The following is a 19378-nucleotide window of genomic DNA, read 5'->3' as shown; positions in this document are numbered from 1 at the left end:
GTGGTCGCCGTCCTCATGTGCGCCCAGAAGCTGCTGCCCGCGAAGAGCGCGATCGACGTTCCGGTGGCCGTGGCGATCACCGGGCTCGGACTGGTGATCGTCGTCGCACCCTTCCTGGTCCCGGGGCTCGCACCACCACCGATGTGATGTCAGGAAAGCAAGACAAGTACATCGAAAAGAAACAGGAAACAAGACAAGGGGACAGACGATGGCGACTCATAAGACGGGGACACGCGGGGAATGGCTGGCCGCGCGGCTGGAACTGCTCAAGGCAGAGAAGGAGCTGACCCGGCGCGGTGACGAGCTGGCCCGGCAACGGCAGGAGCTGCCCTGGGTCCGGGTGGACAAGGACTACCGCTTCGAGACCGGCGAGGGCGCAGTGTCACTCGCCGACCTGTTCCAGGGACACTCGCAGCTGCTCGTCTACCATTTCATGTTCGGGCCCGAGTACACCGCCGGATGCCCGTCCTGCTCGGCGATCGCCGACGGCTTCGACGGCTCCGTGGTCCATCTCGACCACCACGACGTCGCGTTCTGGGCGGTGTCACGGGCCCCGCTCGCCAAGCTCCAGGCGTACCGGCAGCGGATGGGCTGGAGCTTCCCGTGGGCGTCGTCCTACGGCAGCGACTTCAACTTCGACTTCGGGGTGGCACACACCGAGCAGGAGTGGGAAGCGGGAGCCGTCGCGTACAACTTCGGTGAGCAGGACTTGCGGCCGGCGACGGCCGACGAGAAGGGCTCCCGCGACGCCTACACCCAGTCGATCGTAGACACGGACTGGCAGACGTACCGGCGAGAAGGCCCCGGCATGAGCGCGTTCGCCCTGCAGGACGACGCCGTCTACCACACCTACTCGTCGTACTCCCGCGGCCTGGACGGCCTGTGGGGCATGTACCAGTGGCTCGACCGCGCCCCCCTCGGCCGCAACGAAAACGGTTTCTGGTGGCGGCGCCATGACGAGTACGACAACCAGTGAGCGAGGTCACGGAAGTCGCTCACTTCGCCTCCTCCAACTTCGAACTCGCAGGTCATCGAGGCTGGTGTGAGTCGCTGAACTCGTACTCGGGCTGGTCGCGGGCGGCCGCTTGCTCCCGAGACCGGCTGTCAGCGGGCGACTTCGGTGTTGGTCAGCACGAGCAGCGCCCGCAGCAGCGTGGTGGCATCCGGAGCTGGGCGTCCTTGGCTCGGCGCGCCCGGTTCTTCTCGTCGATCGGGCACTCGACCACCCGGCCGGTCATCCGGTGAAGCTCGACCTGCGCCGCAGCTCCAGGAACAGGAAGTACGTGGTCAGTGCCTGGCCGGGGCACCCGCGGTCGATCGGATGAGGCAGGCCCTGGCAGAGGCACTCCAGGCTGGCGGGTGAATGCGGAACCTGTCGTGGCAAGGGGAGCGAACCGCCGTGAGCGACGACGCACAGGAACTGGCCGAGACCCAGCGGCAGCACTGGCAGCACACCTACACCGCACACCCGGGCATGTACGGGGAGAAGCCCTCCGCCCCTGCCGTCCAAGGTGTGGCCGAGCTGGTGACCACCGTCGTGCACGACGTGCGCGACCCGCTGCCGTTGGCCGACGCCTGCGTGGACGCGGTGTTCGCGCACATGCTGCTGTGCATGGCCCTGTCGACAGAGGAGATCCACGCCCTGGTCGGCGAGGTCCGCCGCGTCCTGCGACCGGGCGGGGTGCTCGTCTACACCGTCCGGCACACCGATGACGCCCACTACGGTGCCGGAATCGCGCACGGCGACGACATCTTCGAACACGACGGCTTCGCCGTGCACTTCTTTCCCCGCCGTCTGGTCGACGCCCTCGCCGACGGCTGGAATCTCGCCGAGGGCCGATGCACCCGCTCCGAAGCGGACCGTGACCGGGGCGTTGCAGTCGCTCGCGGCGCGGACGGTTGCCTGACCCTCGGAGCGCGCGGGGTGGCACCTGTCGAATTCCTGTCATCCCTGCGGTGTTGTTGCCCCTGGCTGTCACTCGTCACTAGCGTGCTCATTGAGATTTCACAGAGAAATCCGACGGAGGGGTCAGCCATGTCCCTGACGGAATGCCCGGATGCGCCACCCCCAGGTGCCACTCGCTGCGACTGCCTTCCGGACCGCGCCCCACGCCTGTGAAGCATCGCAGTTCGGGCCTGCCGACCGGACCGCTTCAGCCGAGACTGTCGGTGGGCCCATGTCCAGGGACTCTCCTCCTACGACAGCGCCCGGCCGCTACGCGCAACCGCACTCTCCCATTTCGCACCCCCCACCAGCCTCCAGGCATGTCTTCGCCCGAAGCATCCCGAAGCATCCCGAAGCAGCCCGGAGCACAAGGAGAGATCCATGCCCCCCATGCACAGCGAGCCTCTTGATTACCTTGTCGTCGGTGCCGGTCCCGCCGGGCTCCAACTCGGGCAGTTACTCCAGGCGGCAGGGCACGGCTATCGGATCCTGGAGAGTGGCCACGCTCCCGGCACCTTCTTCCGCGCCTTCCCCCGCCACCGCAAGCTGATCTCGATCAACAAGGTGTACAACGGCACCGATGATCCCGAGCTCAACCTCCGGATGGACTGGAACTCCCTGCTGTCCCCGGACCCGCAGTTGCTCTTCAGCCGCTACAGCAGGCGCTACTTCCCGCACGCCGACGATCTGGTCCGTTATCTCGCCGACTTCGCCGAGGCGTTCAAGCTGGACATCGCCTACGGCACCCGGGCGGAGCGGATCCGGCGCGACGAGGACGGCTTCACCGCCACCGATCAGCACGGCTGTGAACACCGCGCCCGCCGACTGGTCGTGGCCACCGGACTGACCCGGCCCAACACCCCCGACATTCCCGGCATCGAGACCGCCGAGGACTACTCCGCCGTCTCCGTGGACCCCGAGGACTTCACCGACCGGCGTGTCCTGATCATCGGCAAGGGCAACTCCGCCCTGGAGACCGCTGACAACCTTGTCGAGACGGCCGCGGTCATCCATGTCGCCGGCCCGCACTCCGTCCGGATGGCCTGGAACAGCCACTACGTCGGCCATCTCCGCGCGGTCAACAACAACTTCCTCGACACCTACCAACTCAAGTCGCAGAACGCCCTGTTGGACGGTCACGTGCTGTCCGTGGAGAAGGACCCCGGCGACGGCGGGTACCGGGTCCGCTTCAGCTTCTCCCGGGCCGACGAGGTCGTGAAGGAACTGCGCTACGACCGGGTGATCGTCTGCACCGGATTCCGCTTCGACGCCTCGGTGTTCGACCCGGAGTGCCGCCCCGCCCTCGTCATCGACGACCGCTTCGCCGCCCTCTCCCCGGCGTACGAGTCGGTGAACGTGCCGGGTCTCTACTTCGCCGGAACGCTCATGCAGCAGCGCGACTTCAAGAAGTCCACCGGCGGCTTCATCCACGGCTTCCGGTACGCCGTCCGCGCCCTGAGCCGCATCCTCGACGAACGCCATCACGAACGGCCCTGGCCCCACCGGCAGTCGGAGAGCGACCCGGGCGCACTGGCGGACGCGGTGGTGGCCCGCGTCAACCGCAGCTCTGCCCTCTGGCAGCAGTTCGGTGTCCTCGGCGACCTGATCGTCACGCCACCCGGCGAACCGGCCCGCTATCACGAGGAGATGCCGGTCGCCCACGCCCACGAACGCCAACTCGCCGACGGCGGCGATTACTTCACGGTCACCCTGGAGTACGGCCCCGACCACGACAAGGTCGACCCCTTCGACATCACCGTGCGCCGCACCGCCCAGAACTCGGTCGACGACGCCTTCGACGCGGCGTACCTCCACCCGGTGATCCGCCACCACCGCGACGGCCGGCTCCTCGGCACCCACCACATGGCCGAGAACCTGGAGAACCACTGGGACCACCCTGAGGTCCACCATGCCCCGCTGGCCGAGTTCTTCGCCCGCGAGCTGGACCGCCGGCCGAGCCCCGCGGGGCGGTGAGCGCGGTGCAGTACACCGTCCATGACTTCGAGGCCGCGGCGCGCGCCGAACTGGACCCCGTGTATGCCGACTTCATCGCCGGCGGAGCGCGGGACGAGATCACCGTACGGGCCAACGAGGCGGCGTTCGGGCGGCTGCAGCTGCTGCCGCGGGTACTGCGGGGCAGTGCGGTACGAGAGCTGGGCATCACCCTGCTCGGCAGCCGGGCGAGCCTGCCGATCCTGCTGTCCCCGACCGCCTTCCACAAACTGGTCCATCCGGAGGGGGAGGTGGCGACCGCGCGGGCCGCGGCCGCGGCCGGCGCCATCATGATCGCGTCCATGGCGTCCACGGTGGCGGTGGGCGAGGTCGCCGACGCGGCCCGCGCGGCCGGTGACGGCGTGCCGCTGTGGTTCCAGCTCTACATCCAGCCCGATCTGGAGATCACCGAGGCGCTGGTACGGCGGGCCACCGACGCCGGATGCACCGCCCTGGTGGTCACCGTCGACTCCCCGGTGCTGGGCGCGGGCGAACGCAACCGGCGCAACGGCTTCCACGACCTGCCGCCCGGCCTGCGCTGCGAGAACCTGGTGGACCTGCGCGACGGCGAGCGCGGCCACGTACGCCAGATCGCCATGTCCCCGGAGCTGAACTGGGAGCACGTCGACTGGCTGCGCCGTATCACCGCGCTGCCCATCCTGCTCAAGGGCGTACTGCATCCCGAGGATGCCCGGCTCGCGGTCCGCCACGGCGTCGACGGGCTACTGCTGTCGAACCACGGCGGACGCCAACTCGACACCGTCCCCGCTACGTTGGAACTCCTGCCCGAGATCCTCGCCGCGATCGAGGGCCGCATCCCGGTCGTGCTCGACGGAGGCGTGCGGCGCGGTACCGACGTGGTCAAGGCGCTGGCGCTCGGCGCGTCCGCGGTGGGTATCGGCCGGCCCGTGATGTGGGCGCTGGCCGAGGGCGGCGAGAAGGGGGTACGACATCTCCTTGAGCTGTTGCGCGACGAACTCGATGACAGCCTGGCCTTGTGCGGGGCGTCCGGGCTCGCCGACCTGACGCCCGATCTGGTCCGGGTGCCCACGTGGGATCCGGTACCGGGTCCCGGCGTGAGGCCGGGGGCGGACCGGCGATTCGGTGGGGTGGTCGCATGACCACCGCCGGATGGCTCGTCACGGGCGCGGCCGTGGCCCTGGTGGCCGGTCTGCCGTACTGGCTGCCCAGGTCGGTTGTCGCGCTGCGCGTACGCATCTTCGCCCGGGTCGGCGGTGAGGAGGGCATCCGAGCGCCCGGCCGGGAGGTTCCCGCCGCGGAGTTCAAGAGGGTGTACGGGCATCCGGCGGCCAACGGCCGCAGCCGGGGCGCCGCACTGTCCGACCTGTTCTGGTACTGGCTCTCGCCCGGCCCGGAGGTGCACCAGGAGCACCTGGAGCCAGGACCGCGCTACGACGACGTGGCCCGCACCACCCGTCAGATCCTGGCCGGGCTGTCCCGGGACCAGTGGACGGAGCTGGTCGGTCGCTGCACCCGCCGGGTGCTCGACGAACTCGACGGCCACGCGCGCGTGCACCGGGTCAGACTGCGCGACCTGATGATGCCCGTCTGGGCCGAGATCTACTACGAGGTGGTCTTCCGCGCACCCTGCCCGCGGCACGTCCGGGACCTGATCACCGGCAACGCGGACGACGTGGTCACCGCCCTGAAGTGCACCGGCCTGCGGCACATGGACCGCCGGGCCCGCCTCACCGCCCACCTGCGGGACCGGCTCGCGCACGACCCGCCGCCCGTGCCGCTGCCGTCCTCGCTCTCCGAGCGGGAGCAGGCGTACTACCTGCAGGGCACGTTCTTCAACACCGCGGTCGTGCAGATGTCGGAGGCGATGGCCCATCTGCTGCTGGCCCTCGCCACACACCTGCCGGTGCAGGACCGTCTGGCGGGTGGCGAGGAGGACCCGGACTTCCTCGACCGGGTCGTCAACGAGACTCTGCAGCACTTCCCGCTCTTCGGCGTGGCCCACCGGATCACCTCGGGGGAGATCCCCCGGGACGGACGGGAGCCCATCCCGGCCGGTTCGGTCCTGCTGTTCGACTACCCCGAATACCAGGGGTCCGGAGGCGACCCCTTCGACCCGGACCGCTGGCTGAACCCGGACACCAGACCGTCCGCCTCCATCCCGTTCGGCGTGACCGCCAACCGCCCCTGTCCGGCGCGCGGTTTCGCCGTCCTCACCATGCGGGTCGCGGCCGAGGCGACGCTGCGGCGGTTCCGGCTGGAGTCCTCGGCGGAGCACACCCGGTCGCTGCCCAGCCGCGGTCCCTGCCTGCTCGTCCCGCGTACCGGAGGTTCCTGGAGTCCCGTCCGTCGGCGGATCCGGCTCGCGGCGATGCGGCTGGCCGACCGCTGGGCGGCCGTCCCGCGCAGCCTCACCCAACTCGTGCTCGGCAGCTACATGGTGTGGGACGCCCGACGCCAGGGCCTGTGCCGGAACTACTTCGCCGCTTCGTCCGGCGGCTCCGCCCCCTCCGTCGTCGTCGGCCGTTGAAAGGACCGAGACCATGACTCCCGTGGAGCTCGCTCCCGCCTTCTTCCTGGCCGTCGTCGTGATTCTGCTGACGTGCCGTCTGGTCGTCCTGGCGGCCGGCCGCTTCGGCCAGCCGCCCGTGGTCGGCGAGATGATCGCCGGGGTGTTGCTCGGCCCCTCGCTGTTCGGGCTCGTCGCCCCGGGGATCTCCGCCGACGTCTTCCCGCCGGAGCTTAAGCCGGTGCTGTACGTGGCCGGCCAGATCGGCCTGGTGGCCCTGATGTTCGGCGCCGGCTACGAGTTCCGGGCGCACGCCGGGCGCGGCCTGGCCGGTACCGCCGTCGCGATCTCCTCGGCCGGGGTGGGGATCCCGCTGGCGTTCGGGGTGGGACTGACCCTGGTGGCCCACGGCCATGTCGGCATCTTCGTCGACGGCGTCTCGGTCTGGGTGACGGCGGCGTTCGTCGGCGTCGCCCTGGCGATCACGGCCTTCCCGATGCTGGCCCGGATCATCACCGAACGGGGACTGGCCGGATCACGGTTCGGCTCGCTCGCCCTGGCCTCCGGGGCCACGGACGACGCCGTCGCCTGGATCCTGCTCGCGGGCGTGCTGAGCGCGGCCTCGGGCGAGGCGGGGCCAGTCCTGAAAGCGGTCGGCGGCTCCGTACTGTTCGTGGCCGTCCTGTTCCTGCTGGGACGCCGGCTGCTGGCGTGGATCGTGACCCGGCCGGGCCTCGGCGACGACACCCGGCTTCTGTTCATCGTCGCCGTGTTGTTCTGCGCCGCCTGGTTCACTGACACGATCAACCTGTACGCCGTGTTCGGGGCGTTCTGCGTGGGGATGGCCATGCCGCGCGGTGAGGCGTCCGAACGGCTGGTGCGGACCACCCAGTCCGTGACCCAGGTGGTGTTCGTGCCGATGTTCTTCACCTACTCCGGCCTGAACACCCGGTTCGACGTCTTCTCCGACCCATCCGTGATGGCGTTCGCGGCGGTTGCGGTCGCCCTGGCGGTGGCCGGGAAGTTCGGCGGCTGCTGGGCCGCCGCCCGGCTGCGCGGCGAACCCGGCCCGGTGGCCGTCCGGGTCGGTGCCCTGATGAACGCCCGTGGCCTGATGCAGCTGATCGCTCTGAACATCGGGCTGGCGGCCGGCATCGTCAGCGAAGAGCTGTTCACCGTGCTTGTCCTCGTCGCCCTCGTCACCACGGTCATGACGGTTCCGGTACTGAGCTGGCTCGACCGCCGCGACATCGGGCCCCGGGCGGCCGAGGAGACACACGAGGGTGAGGAGGCGGAGGCGATGTCGAGTTGAGCGGGGCTCAGACGTCGATCTTCCTGCGGTGGGGGCCGGACCCGGGTCCGACCCCCACCGGGGCGGCGACGAGCCGCAGTCGCGTCTGAAACCGGTCAGAAGCCGTTCCTTTCGCCTACGGTGTGAATCTGCGTTCGCGGTCGGGTGCCGATGCCGGTTCACCGCACGCGACGGCGACCGCCGCACCGCGGTCGCTTGGCAGGCGGACGACTGTGTGACTCGTGGTCGGCCCTGGACCGCCCCGGGAGCCGACGGAAGCCACCGTGCGGACCGTGATCGTTACTTGGGTGGCAGGCTCGCCGCAAAGGCGCGGCCTTCGTCGATCCACTCGCCGAGCACGTCGTCGTCCTCCGCGACGGAGGAGCCCGCGACCACGATCCAGCCGCGCATCGGGCGGCCGACGCGGAGTGTCTCGGGCAACTGGAAGGTCGGCATCGTCATCGACGCCGGAGCCGGCGACGCCCAGGCCGACGCGCTCGGGCGCATCGTGTCCGGGCGTGGGGAACGAAGGGCCGGCGTCAGTGTTCATGGACGGACCTCGTTCTGTGTGACGGGGCGGAGGCGGCTGAGCAGGTCGCGTCGGCCCCGGGCGGACAGGCCGAGTTGGCCGGCGCGTTCGAGATCGATCACGCCGCTGAGCAGTCCGAGGACAGCACGGGGCGGTCCGTCCAGGACGAGGTCCGGGTCGGTGGCGCGGCCGACCCGGGTGTGGATCTGACCGCTTCCCAGCTCGATGACGGCCAACTCGTCGGACGCGACCAGCTGAATGACTGCCGGGGGAGCGTCGGGATCGGCGTCGGTGGTGAACCACGCCGGGGCGTAGGCCAGCCACTGCGCCCGGAACGCGTCGTCCGGCCGTTCGTCCGTCATGAACTGCAGGCCCCACAGCCCTAGCGCCTTCAGTACCGGCTCCAGGGCCAGGCCGGTTTCGCTCAGGGTGTAGAGGGCCGTGGCGACTGGCGGCGGTGCGTCCTCGCGAGTGATCAGTTCGGCGGTCTCAAGATCTTTGAGTCGGGCTGACAGCAGGTTCGTCGCGACGCCCGGCAGCCCGTTCTTCAGGTCGGTGAACCGGCACGGGCCTCGCACTAGCAGCTCCCGGACGATCAGCAGTGTCCAGCGGTCCCCCACGACGTCGAGGGCACGGGCGATCGAACAGTACTGGCCATAGCTCCGCATGCGCCCACCCTAACCTGTGGATGGTTTATTTTCCAAATTGAGCAGTAGAAAAAATAAACTAACTGTGTCTAGTCTTCCACCATGACTCGTACACCGTCGAAACCACTCGTGCTCGTCGCGCTCCTGGCGGCCTCGTTCGTGATCAACCTCGACACCACGCTGGTCAACGTGGCACTGCCGACGCTGACGCGTGAACTGGGCACCTCCACTGCCCAGTTGCAATGGGTTGTGGACGCCTACAACCTCGTGTTCGCCGCCCTGCTCCTGACATCGGGGAGCCTGTCCGACCGCTTCGGCCGCAAGGGCATGCTCATGGCCGGTCTGCTGGTCTTCGGCGTGGCCAGCTTCGTCGGGGGATACGCCAACACCCCGGGGGAGCTGATCGCGGCGCGGGCCGTGATGGGCCTGGGGGCCGCCATGACGTTCCCGGCCACCCTCTCCCTGCTCACCGGCGTCTTCATCAGCCGCAAAGAGCGGGCGCTGTCCATCGGCCTGTGGGGCGCGACAGCCGGTCTGGCCATCGCGCTGGGACCGATCGCGGGCGGCTTCCTGCTGGAGCACTACAGCTGGTCGAGCATCTTCTCCACCCTCGGCCCGGTGTCCCTGGCCGTCATCGCCCTGGTGGCACGATTCGTCCCCAGGGCGCGAAACCCGCTCCGGCACCGCCTGGACTTCTTGGGCCTCGTCCTCTCCGGCGGTTTCATGGGACTCCTCGTCTACACCATCATCGAGGCCCCGGACCGGGGCTGGGCATCACCGGCGTCCCTTGCCGGCTTCGCCGGCGCCGTGCTGCTGCTGGTCGCGTTCGTCGTCGGCGAGCGTCGCACCGGCGAACCGATGCTCGACGTGCGGCTCTTCAGCGACATGCGCTTCAGCGCCGCCAGCGCCTCGGTCACGATCGCGTTCTTCACGCTGTTCGGATTCATCTTCCTGATGACGCAGTTCTTCCAGTTCGTCCGGACGTACAGCCCCCTGTCCACCGGCGTCCACCTGCTGCCGGTCGCGGTCTCCGTCGCCGTCGGATCAACCCTCGGGACCCGGCTGGCGGTCCGGGTCGGCACCAAGGCGATCGTCACGGCCGGGCTGGCCCTCCAGGCGATCTTCTACTTCTGGGTCGCCGGCGACATCTCCCCGACACTCGGCTACGGGATCATCGCCATCCAGATGGTCGTCTACGGCCTGGGCATGGGCCTGACCTCCGCGCCCGCGACCGAGTCCATCATGGGAGCGGTCGCGGCAGACCAGGCCGGCGTAGGGTCCGCCGTCAACGACTCCACCCGCCTGCTCGGCGGAACCCTTGGTGTCGCAGTCATCGGCAGCGTGTACGCCTCGCTGTACGACGCGCGGCTCGACACCGCCCTCCCGGCGGCGCTGCCCCCCGCGCTGACGGACCTCGCCCATCAGTCCGTCGGGGCGGCGTTCGGCGTCTCCGGCCAGCTCGCCGCCCAGGGGCAGTCCGCCGCGGCCGAAGTCGTACGGCAGGCCGCGATCGGCGCCTTCGACCACGGCCTCAGCGTCGGGTGCATCGTGGCCGGAGTCGTCGCGGTCGCCGGTGCGCTGCTCGCCGGCGTCTTCCTCCCCGCCCAGCCCCCGCAGCAGCCCGAACCGGCACGCCTACCGGCCGAGTTGGCCGACACCACCAGCGACCGAAAGGACCCGGTGTCATGACCTACGGAGAAACCGCCGTCGACCAGACCATCGACCGACTCCTGAGCGACCGTCACGATCTCGACGCCTCCGCCGATGGAGCCCTGGACAACCTCGACCAGTTCCACATCGGCGGCGCCGACGCCGTCGAACGGCTCATCCCCACCCTCGCCCTCGCGCACGGTGACGTCGTCCTGGACGTCGGCTCCGGATTCGGCGGCCCCGCACGCCAGATCGCCCGCCGCACCGGCCACCGCGTCGTTGGCCTCGACATCACCCCGGCCTATGTCGACGCCGCACGCGACCTCACCGCCAGGGCCGGACTCGGCGACATCGTCCAGTTCCACGCGGGGGACATCGCCGACTTTCAGCCCGATGCGGCCTTTGACGCTGCGTTCACCATGCACGTCCAGATGAACGTGCGGGACAAGACCACCTGGTTCCGCCACATCGCCGAACGCCTCGCCCCCGGTGCGCGCCTGGCCGTCTGGGAAGTCTGCCAACCGCACCAGGCCGACCTGTCCTGGCCCATGCCCTGGTCGCTCGACGGCACCGACAGCTTCGTCGTGCCCGCCGGCACACTCCTCGCCTGCATCAAGGACGCGGGGCTCGCCGCGGCCGAATGGACGAACGAGTCGACATGGGTCCAGGACTGGATCACCAAAACCTTCGCGAACGGCCTGCCCGCCGGCCCCGCACTCCCCATGCTCCTCGACGACGGCTACACCCGCGTCATCAACTACACCACCGCGCTCGCGGAAGGCTCCCTCGAAGTCTGGCGCGGCTGCTTCACCAAGGACGCCGCCGACTGACTCGCCGGCCGGCTCCCGGGAACGGGCTGGAGGATGTCGCCGCAGTCAGTAGTGGCCGCCCGAAGTCGCCTGTCGGCCGACCTGGGAGAATCCAACTGTGACCACTCCTTACGACACCCGCGCGACTACGCTCCGCCGGGGTTTCCTGCTGGAGTACGCGACGCTCGGCTGGAACGTGATCGGCATCGCGGTCCTCGCCGTGGCGGCCGTCTCGGCGCGCTCGGTCGCGCTCGCCGGGTTCGGTCTCGACTCGCTGATCGAGATCGGCGCCTCCACGGTGGTGATCTGGGAGTTGTCCGGCACCGGCGAGGCTCGCCGGCGTCGTGCGCTGCGGTTGATCGGCGCGGGCTTCGCGGCACTGGCCCTCTACCTGCTCGTGCAGTCCACCTGGGTGCTGGCCACCGGCTTTCACCCGCGCACCTCGCCGCTGGGCATCGGCTGGACGGCGATCACTGCTGCCGTGATGTTCACGCTCGCTTTCGGCAAGGCCCGCACGGGAGCCGCGCTCGGCAATCCGGTGCTGACTACTGAGGGCAGGGTGACGCTGATCGACGGCTTCCTCGCCGCGGCCGTCCTGCTCGGCCTGGTCCTCAATAGCGCGTTCGGCTGGTGGTGGGCCGATCCGGCTGCCGGATACGTGCTCGTCTACTACGCGATCCGCGAGGTGAGAGAGATCTTCTCCGGCCACTGAACGCGCCGACGCCTCAGGAGACGGCGGGCGGGCCGGCTTGAGCCGTGGGACGGTCCCGCTCGGCGCAGGGACCGCCGACCGCGTACGGCACCCTTCGCAGCGAAGAACGGGCCGGCCGGGGCCAGATGCGTCCAGGCCGTCAGGCAGGCGAGGGCCCCGGTCGCCAGAGTTACAGAGCGATCCTGGAGACGTCGTCCTGCCACCACCCTGCCCGCTGATGCACGGATCGCTCCGAACTGCATCTCCGCCTGTGGCAGTGCAGTGGGCGGATCTGACTCGCGGGACACGGCCATTGCCGGGCGCTCGCACCACCGACCGCGACGCGGCCGGCGCTACGGTGCCGTGCCGCTGCTTGCACAGTGAACGCCGGACTATGCCGAGGGAAGAGGCGGGAGAGGGCGGCCATGGGCGGAGTGCACGGTCGGCTGCCACGCGTGTACGGGACGGCGAAGGGGTATCCCAGGTCGAGGACTGGAAGCTGGTCCTTGAGACTCCGGATGCCGCGGCGGGCGATGGCCGGCACGATGCCGCGATCACGGACCTGGTCTCGGTAGATGTCCTGGTCGTAGCCGCGATCGGCGAAGAGGGAGTCGGGTCTGCGACGCGGGCGACCGACGCTGCCGCGGACCGGCGGGATCACGTCGACCAGGGGCAGCAACTGGGTGACATCGTCAGCCGTTGTAAGTAGGAGCGCAGGTCGAGGTGGCGGGGAAGGTATTGGCGGGCAGGACCACGCACTACCTTTTAGTGAATGCGTAGCCGTCCAGGACTGCGCCGCCGAAATAGGTCAGTGGGAAGGCTCCGAACTCGACGAGGGACTGGCCGTTGACTGGGTCGAGGATCAACAGTCCTTCGCCTTGGACCCCGGCGATGACGACCACGTGTGAGCCCCCGGAGTTCCAGGTGATATCGGCGGCGACCGGGCGGCCGGCATTGATCTCGTCGGCGATTTGCGAGAGGTTCAGGCCAGCGGGCTGGTAGCTGGCGTAGTTGCCGACGGTCTTGAGAGCATCTGTCACGCCGCCGGACTTGAGATAGCGCCGGTCGATCCCGAGGAGGGGATCGTCGAGGACATACAGAGCGTCGCTGCTATACGGGTTGGCGTAGCGGTTCGCGAGGGGCGGGTTGTCGGTGAGGGCTGCCTGGGTCGGGCAGGCTTCGGTGTTCGCTGGAAACCCATTGATCTTATGCCCGATCTCGGTCATGACTTGGCACTGAGTCCAGGTGCTCGCCGGGTTGTAGAAATGGTTGACGCTGGTGCTTGCAGCGATCCAGCACCATTCGTTGCTCTCCTGGTACTGCATCCGCATACCGAGGTTGTGGCTGACGTCGGGTACATAGGTCTGTGTCTCACGGGGCTTGGCATCCAGGACCGTGATATCGGTGACAATGTTCAGGGGCGTGCCCCAGTCGACGTCCACGACGAAGGTGACGCCGTGGTTCGGGTCGTAGGGCGGCCCGTGCGGAGCGATGTTCGCCACCGTGATGGACGCCGCACCGATGAAGCGCACGTTCTGCGGCGTGTACTCCGACACGGTGACGATCACAGCCGAGTCGTGATCGATGGCGCCCCAGTTGTAGTTCAGGGTGACCCGGCCTTTGAAGGCACCCCAGTACTTCCGGATGGTCTGTGGCATCGGTGGCATCCCCGTCCTGGCGCTAGAAGTCCACCTCGACTGGCGGGCTGTCGAGAACGGTGATGTCGGTGACAATAGTCAGCGGCGCACCCCAGGCAACGTTCACCACGAAGGTGACGCCGTGGTTCGGGTCATAGGGTGGTCCGTGCGGAGCGATGTTCTCCACGGTGACGGACGCCGCGCCGATGAAGCGGTGCTCGGCGCTTGGCGGCGTGCTCACCAGGTACTCCGACGCGGTTACGATCACCACTGAGTCGTGGTTGATGGCGCCCCAGTTGAAATTCAGCGTCACCCGGCCCTGGAACGGCCCCCAGTACTTCCGAATGGTCTGCGGCATGGCCCGGTGTCCCCGTTCCGAAGTCCGCGAGCAGTGATGCCCGCCATGCATATTGTGGGATACGTCGCGCTGTCCTGTCCACGAACTGGCATGAGTTGCGAACGATTGCGTAATTCGTGTTCACTCACACGAGTGAACCCATTAACAACGGCTAGCACAATGAGCCGAGTTGTCGGTGGGCGATGAGGCAGCAGGCGAGTTTGAGCAACGCATGTCCGCACCGAAGGCCAATGTCTCCCCGGGGATGAACACGCCCGTGTTGGCCGAACGCGGCGAGACCTCGAGGGCGACGACGCAGGAACGCGGATCACCGCCCGGCCCGTTCATGACCACGCTGTCTTGCACCCCGAACGCGGAGGTGGCGGCCGTCGCAGCCGTTCGACTCGGCGGCTTTGGCCTCCGTGTCGACTGCGCGTACAACGCCGGCCGTGGGGTGGCCCGGCGACGTTGCGTAAAAGCTGAATCGACGTCAGAAGTCCCCACTCAGACGCTGGTCAGCGGTATGACCTGGCGGTACACGGGCACGGCGATCGCAGCGACGGCCACGTGCATGAGCAACCGGGCCGGCGCACCGAACCCTCCGCCGTCGCCGGAAAGGAAGAAGTCGGGAACGAAGGACAACACGACCACGGCCGGGACGAGCCACCGGAACAGGGCCTGAGGATCCCTTGCCGCCCTACGTACCACGGCCCAGCCGACCGCGCAGGGCCACGGCCCAGCCGACCGCGCAGGGCGGGTGACATACGGGCGAAGGCAGACATGACCTCCTCGGGTTCTGTTCGAGAGACATCCCGTGAATTCCCGTGAGCCCTGCCGAGTCCCTGGTCCCGTGGCCCAAGGGGGGCTCTTCCACTCTCGAGTGGCCTGCGTCTCTGTGACGAAGCTTCGGGATTCTTGAGTGTTGTCACCTCGTTCGACCGACTCGCAGCGGGCCGAAGGCTAAGAGGCTCGGGTTGCCGGAGCTAGCAGTCGTACGGGGACTTGCTGGAGCACTGGGCGCCCGCGTCGGCGGACTAACTGGAGTCCGACACGTGCGTCGTCGAGTTGGTGGAGCAGGCATTTCAGGTTGCGCCGACCCGGCGGTAAATCTGGAGAATCGCGCAATGATGATGCATTCGTCGGGGTGGACGAACCGGACGGCTGCGTCCCGGGCCGGTCTTGGACTGGTGGTGGGATGTCGAGGAAGATCGTGTGGCAGCCGACGGTGAGGCGAACACCGGCTTCTTCGGGGTGAGGGTCACGCACGAGGGCGAGCCTGTAGCCGATGAGGCGGGCGGCCATCATGGGACTCCGGCGACGAGCCCGGTCAGCCTCAGGCCCCTGGACGACCTTCAGATCGCCGAGCTATTGCTCACCCTCGGCATCCGCAATGGAGATGCCCGGCCCCATATACGCGGCAAGCTCCGCGAGTACATGGCGGTGTAGCTGCCCTGCCCCGCCAAGGGCGGTTTGTCCCGACAGGCTGTCGTCGGCAGCCACATGCCGCCACACTGTGGGGAGCGGCTTCGCGACAACTCGCTGGCGGGGGGATGGGATGCGGGACGACGCTGTGCTCAGACGCGACTACACGGTGGGCCGGGCAGACAGCATGCTCGATGTGCTGCTTCTCCTGGCGCCCGACCCCGAAATGGACCCGGAAGCGGGCGAGCGGCTGACACGCCGGTTGCGGGCCGAGATCGCCGAACTGGACATTGAATCGGTCCATCCCGCGCCCGGCGGCACGGCTCCCTATCGTGCGAAGGGCAGCGATGCGGTCATGGTGGGGGCGATCGTCGTGGCGCTGAGCGCGTCCAGTGGCGTGTTCACTGCCCTTGTCGAGACCGTGCGCGACTGGCTAGAGAGGTCCTCCGCTCGGCATCGCGTCTCGTTGACTATCGACGGTGACACGATCGAGCTGGAGCGGGCGTCCGCCGCCGAGCGGCACGACCTGATTGACGCTTACATCCGTCGTCACGCGGGCAGTTAGCCATGGGACGTCGACTGGCGCTGCTGATCGCCACTTACGACTACCAGGACACCGGGCTGCGGCAGTTGACCGCGCCGGCGCACGACGCGGACGGGCTCGCCGCGGTGCTGCGGGACCCGGCCATCGCCGGGTTCGAGGTCACCACGCTGGTCAACGAGCCGCATCATGTCGTCGGCCGGGCCATCGGTGACTTCTACCGCGACCGGCGCCGCGACGACCTGACCCTGTTGTATTTCACCGGCCACGGCCTCAAGGACGACACCGGTCGGCTGTACCTGGCGATGACCGACACCCATCGAGACAGCCTGCTGTTCACCGCGCTGTCCGCCGAGCAGATCGACCAGGCGATGGAAGGCTGCGTCTCGCGTCAGAAGGTTCTCATCCTGGACTGCTGCTACAGCGGGGCGTTCCCGGCCGGCCGCCTCGCCAAGGCCGACACCGCGGTGCACGCGCTGGAGCGGTTCCAGGGCCGCGGCCGCACCGTGCTGACCGCGTCGGACGCCACCCAGTACTCGTTCGAGGGAAACCAGCCGCACGGCGAGGCAGCGCAGTCGGTGTTTACCCGCTACCTGGTGGCGGGCCTGCGGGACGGCAGCGCGGACCTCGACGGGGACGGCGACATCACCGTCGACGAGTTGTACAGCTACGTCCACGACCGGGTCGTCGAGGAGATGCCGCAGCAGCGCCCCAAGAAGCAGGACAACGTCGAGGGCCGCACCGTCATCGCCCACAACATCAACTGGACGATCCCGGCCCACCTGCGCAATGCCATCGGCAGCCCGATCGCCAACGACCGCCTCGGCGCCCTCGACGGACTCGCCCACCTGCACCGCATAGGCAACGAGACCGTCCGTAGCGCTGTCCTCGACGAGATCCGCCGCCTCGTCGGCGACGACAGCAGACGCGTCTCCGCAGCCGCCACTGAGCGGCTGCAATCCCTCCTTCCCCAACCGGCCGAAACCTCCGCCAAGCAGCCGACCGGTCCACACCCTCACCTTCCGGAGCCGGTCCCAGAGCCAGCACCGATGCCGGCCCTGGAGCGAGAGCCAGAACAAGAACCGGAGCTGGTCCAGGAGCCTGAGCCGGAGGCGGTCAGCACGGCGCCCCATCCGGCGACCACACCACATCTCACACCCGTCGAAGCGGGCAGTCCCCCGTCACCGGATGTCTCCGTCGGCGAGAGCAACCGACCGGAGGCATCTGCCGAGCGCGCCGTCCGCAGGTCTCGCCTCGTTCTCCGGACCCGCCGGGCCAAGGTCCTCACCGTCGCTGCTTCCGTTCTGGCCCTGACGGTGGCCGCAGTGGCGGTGTTCCTGACCACCAGGGACACGAGCGAACCCAATGACCCCACCGTCCTCGCGGCGGCGGCTTTTTCGACGCAGTTCAGCCCCGACGGCAAGATCCTCGCCACCAACACCGGAACCGGCTACCCGCTTTTCGAACAGTCGGAGCCGGCGGCCACGGTGCGGCTGTGGAACGTCGCGACCGGCAAAGTAACCGCCACCCTCACCGAACAGGATTCTCGTATGGCGTTCGGGGCCGATGGTCAAACCCTCACGACGGTCGACCGCACCGACGACTTCTCCAGTGGGCCAAGCAAGATCACGGTGCGGGTTCGGAAGGTGCCCACCGGCAGGACAATCGCCACCACCACCATCCCCACAGACCCCGACCGCAGAGTGACGTTCGCGCTCAGTGCCGACGGCAAGACCCTTGCCACCGGCGGTATGGACAACGCCGACAAGAGCTACAGCAACCCGATACGCCTGTGGAATGTATCCACCGGCAAGAACCTCGCCACCCTCACCGGCCACACCAACGGCATCATGCACATCGCGTTCAGCCCGGACGGCAAGTCCCTCGCCAGCACCAGCTACGACGGCAGCGTGCGGCTGTGGAATGTGGCCACCCACAAGGCCACCACCCCCCTCAACGGCCCCAACATGTTCGATTTCGTGAAGTTCAGCCCGGACAGCAAGACCCTCGTCACGTGGTTCGAGGCCGACGCCGTGCGCCTGTGGAACGTGGCCACCGGCAAGATCACCACCCTCACCCGTGACACCAAGCACGGAGTCTCGGAGGCGGCGTTCGGCGCGGACAGCGCCTCCCTCGCCACCGTCAACGGCGACAACACGGTGCGGCTGTGGAACGTTGCGACCGGAAAGACCACCACCACCTTCACCGACCGCGCCGAAGTCAAAGCCAAGGACGAAGTCCTGAGAATGGTGTTCAGTCCGGACGGCTCATCCCTTGCCATAGCCACCTACAACGGGACCGTCCAGGTGTGGAACGTGGCCACCGGGAAGACCACCGCCGTCCTCAATGCCGTGTTTATGACGTTCAGCCCCGACAGCAAGACCATCGCCATCACCGATGGCGACCGCACGGTGCGGCTGCGCAAGGTAGCCAATCTGTCGGCCATATCAGCGTCGACCGCCACCTCTGCAGCCTCGCGCTGAGCCTCAGGGGCAGTTCACCCTCCTGGAGGCCGGGATGTACCCAAGGGCCTGCGTCGCGGGCGCGGTCGCCGGCCTGGAGCTTAAGCAAGATCGACGAAGCGTGATTGTGGACCGTCTTCTCGGCCGGCATCAGGTGTCATCCGAACTTGTGGTTGCTGTGGGCGAGCGCGGCCAGGTCGAGGACTTCCCGCTCCCGTTCGGTCAGTTCGGTACAGACCGACTTACAGCATCCCATCCATGCCAGATACCGCTCAGGAATCAGCGTCATGCAGTCCTGCAGGTGACAGCCGATCGAAGATCAACGGGCGCCCAGCGGACCTTCTTCGATCTTGCTTTGGCAAAGGGTTGTTTCTGCGAAGCGGGGACCTGTCCGGCCGGAGGCTCTGGCCGATCAGCACGTGGTCCCAACCAGCTGCCAATAGTGGCCGCTTGCCGCCACACTGTGGGGTACGGCTTCGCGGCAACGCGCTGATAGGAGGATGCGTGCAGGACGACACCGAGATGAGAAGCGGTCACGTGGACGGCCGGACGGACGGCATACTCAACGTCCAGCTCGACATCGCGCCTGACCCCGATCTGGACACCGAAGCTGTGGATCGCCTGGTACGCCAACTGCAGGCCGAGATCACAGAGCTGGACATCGAATCGGCCCGTTGCGGGCTCAGCGGCACGATTCCCGAGGGTGCGAAGGGCGCTGATCCGGTAACCCTCGGGGCGATCGTCGTAGCGCTGAGCGCGTCCGGTGGGGTGTTCACCGCCCTCGTCGAGACCCTGCGCGACTGGCTCGGCCGGTCCTCTGCCCGGCATCGGGTCTCGGTGACCATCGACGGCGACACGATCGAACTGGAGCGGGCCTCCGCCGCCGAACGGCGCGACTTGGTCGATGCGTACATCCGCCGCCACACCGGCAGTTAGC

Annotated in this window: 19 protein-coding genes and 1 pseudogene; 13 read left to right on the top strand and 7 right to left on the bottom strand. The window is 68.3% G+C overall.

Annotated features, from left to right (window positions below; genetic code table 11):
• Positions 1-208: 208 nt before the first annotated feature.
• From ACFWPS_RS29945 to ACFWPS_RS29920, 6 genes are all read left to right on the top strand, one after another.
• Positions 209-976: a DUF899 domain-containing protein gene (locus ACFWPS_RS29945; RefSeq protein ID WP_383710289.1), complete on the top strand. Its 768-nt coding sequence runs from the start codon at positions 209-211 to the stop codon at positions 974-976.
• Between the two features lie 423 nt (positions 977-1399).
• Positions 1400-2119, top strand: coding sequence for a methyltransferase domain-containing protein (locus tag ACFWPS_RS29940; RefSeq protein WP_383710286.1), 720 nt, complete (start codon positions 1400-1402; stop codon positions 2117-2119).
• Between the two features lie 207 nt (positions 2120-2326).
• On the top strand, positions 2327-3919 hold the full coding sequence (locus ACFWPS_RS29935; protein WP_383710284.1) for an NAD(P)-binding domain-containing protein: 1593 nt from the start codon (positions 2327-2329) through the stop codon (positions 3917-3919).
• Positions 3920-3924: 5 nt separating this feature from the next.
• A complete protein-coding gene (locus ACFWPS_RS29930; protein WP_383710281.1) occupies positions 3925-5058 on the top strand; it encodes an alpha-hydroxy acid oxidase in 1134 nt (377 codons plus the stop codon).
• A complete protein-coding gene (locus ACFWPS_RS29925; protein WP_383710279.1) occupies positions 5055-6446 on the top strand; it encodes a cytochrome P450 in 1392 nt (463 codons plus the stop codon). The genes ACFWPS_RS29930 and ACFWPS_RS29925 overlap by 4 nt, the downstream gene beginning before the upstream one ends.
• Positions 6447-6459: 13 nt before the next feature.
• The gene (locus ACFWPS_RS29920) at positions 6460-7737 is read left to right on the top strand and encodes a cation:proton antiporter (RefSeq protein ID WP_383710276.1); all 1278 of its coding nucleotides are present in this window, start codon (positions 6460-6462) and stop codon (positions 7735-7737) included.
• Positions 7738-8016: 279 nt separating this feature from the next.
• Here ACFWPS_RS29920 and ACFWPS_RS29915 read toward each other — a convergent pair whose 3' ends face one another.
• Positions 8017-8178: a hypothetical protein gene (locus ACFWPS_RS29915; protein WP_383710273.1), complete on the bottom strand. Its 162-nt coding sequence runs from the start codon at positions 8176-8178 to the stop codon at positions 8017-8019.
• Between the two features lie 84 nt (positions 8179-8262).
• Positions 8263-8913, bottom strand: coding sequence for a winged helix-turn-helix transcriptional regulator (locus ACFWPS_RS29910; protein WP_383710270.1), 651 nt, complete (start codon positions 8911-8913; stop codon positions 8263-8265).
• 81 nt (positions 8914-8994) lie between these two features.
• On the opposite strand from ACFWPS_RS29910, the gene ACFWPS_RS29905 reads away from it, so the two are divergent.
• The 3 genes from ACFWPS_RS29905 to ACFWPS_RS29895 all read left to right on the top strand — a co-directional run bounded on the left by ACFWPS_RS29905 (position 8995) and on the right by ACFWPS_RS29895 (position 12063).
• Positions 8995-10581, top strand: coding sequence for an MFS transporter (locus ACFWPS_RS29905; RefSeq protein WP_383710268.1), 1587 nt, complete (start codon positions 8995-8997; stop codon positions 10579-10581).
• Positions 10578-11372, top strand: a complete 795-nt coding sequence (locus ACFWPS_RS29900; RefSeq protein ID WP_383710265.1) for an SAM-dependent methyltransferase — start codon at positions 10578-10580, stop codon at positions 11370-11372. The genes ACFWPS_RS29905 and ACFWPS_RS29900 overlap by 4 nt, the downstream gene beginning before the upstream one ends.
• A 97-nt stretch (positions 11373-11469) precedes the next feature.
• Positions 11470-12063, top strand: a complete 594-nt coding sequence (locus tag ACFWPS_RS29895) for a cation transporter (protein ID WP_383710263.1) — start codon at positions 11470-11472, stop codon at positions 12061-12063.
• Positions 12064-12562: 499 nt separating this feature from the next.
• On the opposite strand, the pseudogene ACFWPS_RS29890 reads toward ACFWPS_RS29895, so the two are convergent.
• From ACFWPS_RS29890 to ACFWPS_RS29875, 4 genes and pseudogenes are all read right to left on the bottom strand, one after another.
• Positions 12563-12736: pseudogene (locus ACFWPS_RS29890) on the bottom strand (IS5/IS1182 family transposase); the annotation flags it as partial.
• 64 nt (positions 12737-12800) lie between these two features.
• Positions 12801-13700, bottom strand: a complete 900-nt coding sequence (locus ACFWPS_RS29885; RefSeq protein ID WP_383710260.1) for a papain-like cysteine protease family protein — start codon at positions 13698-13700, stop codon at positions 12801-12803.
• Positions 13701-13722: 22 nt separating this feature from the next.
• Positions 13723-14037: a hypothetical protein gene (locus tag ACFWPS_RS29880; RefSeq protein WP_383710258.1), complete on the bottom strand. Its 315-nt coding sequence runs from the start codon at positions 14035-14037 to the stop codon at positions 13723-13725.
• Between the two features lie 483 nt (positions 14038-14520).
• Positions 14521-14724, bottom strand: coding sequence for a DUF6069 family protein (locus tag ACFWPS_RS29875; protein WP_383710255.1), 204 nt, complete (start codon positions 14722-14724; stop codon positions 14521-14523).
• 504 nt (positions 14725-15228) lie between these two features.
• On the opposite strand from ACFWPS_RS29875, the gene ACFWPS_RS29870 reads away from it, so the two are divergent.
• From ACFWPS_RS29870 to ACFWPS_RS29860, 3 genes are all read left to right on the top strand, one after another.
• Positions 15229-15462 (top strand): hypothetical protein, encoded by a 234-nt coding sequence (locus ACFWPS_RS29870; RefSeq protein ID WP_383710252.1) that lies wholly within the window; start codon positions 15229-15231, stop codon positions 15460-15462.
• Between the two features lie 163 nt (positions 15463-15625).
• The gene (locus ACFWPS_RS29865) at positions 15626-16003 is read left to right on the top strand and encodes a hypothetical protein (protein WP_383710250.1); all 378 of its coding nucleotides are present in this window, start codon (positions 15626-15628) and stop codon (positions 16001-16003) included.
• Positions 16004-16005: 2 nt separating this feature from the next.
• Positions 16006-18462 (top strand): caspase family protein, encoded by a 2457-nt coding sequence (locus ACFWPS_RS29860; protein ID WP_383710248.1) that lies wholly within the window; start codon positions 16006-16008, stop codon positions 18460-18462.
• A 136-nt stretch (positions 18463-18598) separates the two neighbouring features.
• Here the strand turns inward: ACFWPS_RS29860 and ACFWPS_RS29855 are convergent, their stop codons facing one another.
• Complete coding sequence (locus ACFWPS_RS29855) at positions 18599-18730, bottom strand: hypothetical protein (RefSeq protein ID WP_383710245.1); 132 nt, start codon at positions 18728-18730, stop codon at positions 18599-18601.
• Positions 18731-18945: 215 nt separating this feature from the next.
• On the opposite strand from ACFWPS_RS29855, the gene ACFWPS_RS29850 reads away from it, so the two are divergent.
• A complete protein-coding gene (locus ACFWPS_RS29850) occupies positions 18946-19377 on the top strand; it encodes a hypothetical protein (RefSeq protein ID WP_383710243.1) in 432 nt (143 codons plus the stop codon).
• The last annotated feature ends 1 nt before the right edge of the window (position 19378 follow it).

This window comes from Streptomyces sp. NPDC058457 (genome assembly GCF_042720695.1).
In the GTDB taxonomy this organism is placed as follows: Bacteria; Actinomycetota; Actinomycetes; order Streptomycetales; family Streptomycetaceae; genus Streptomyces.
The sequence above is the reverse complement of the archived record's forward strand: the minus strand, read 5'-3'. Positions and strand labels throughout refer to the sequence as shown.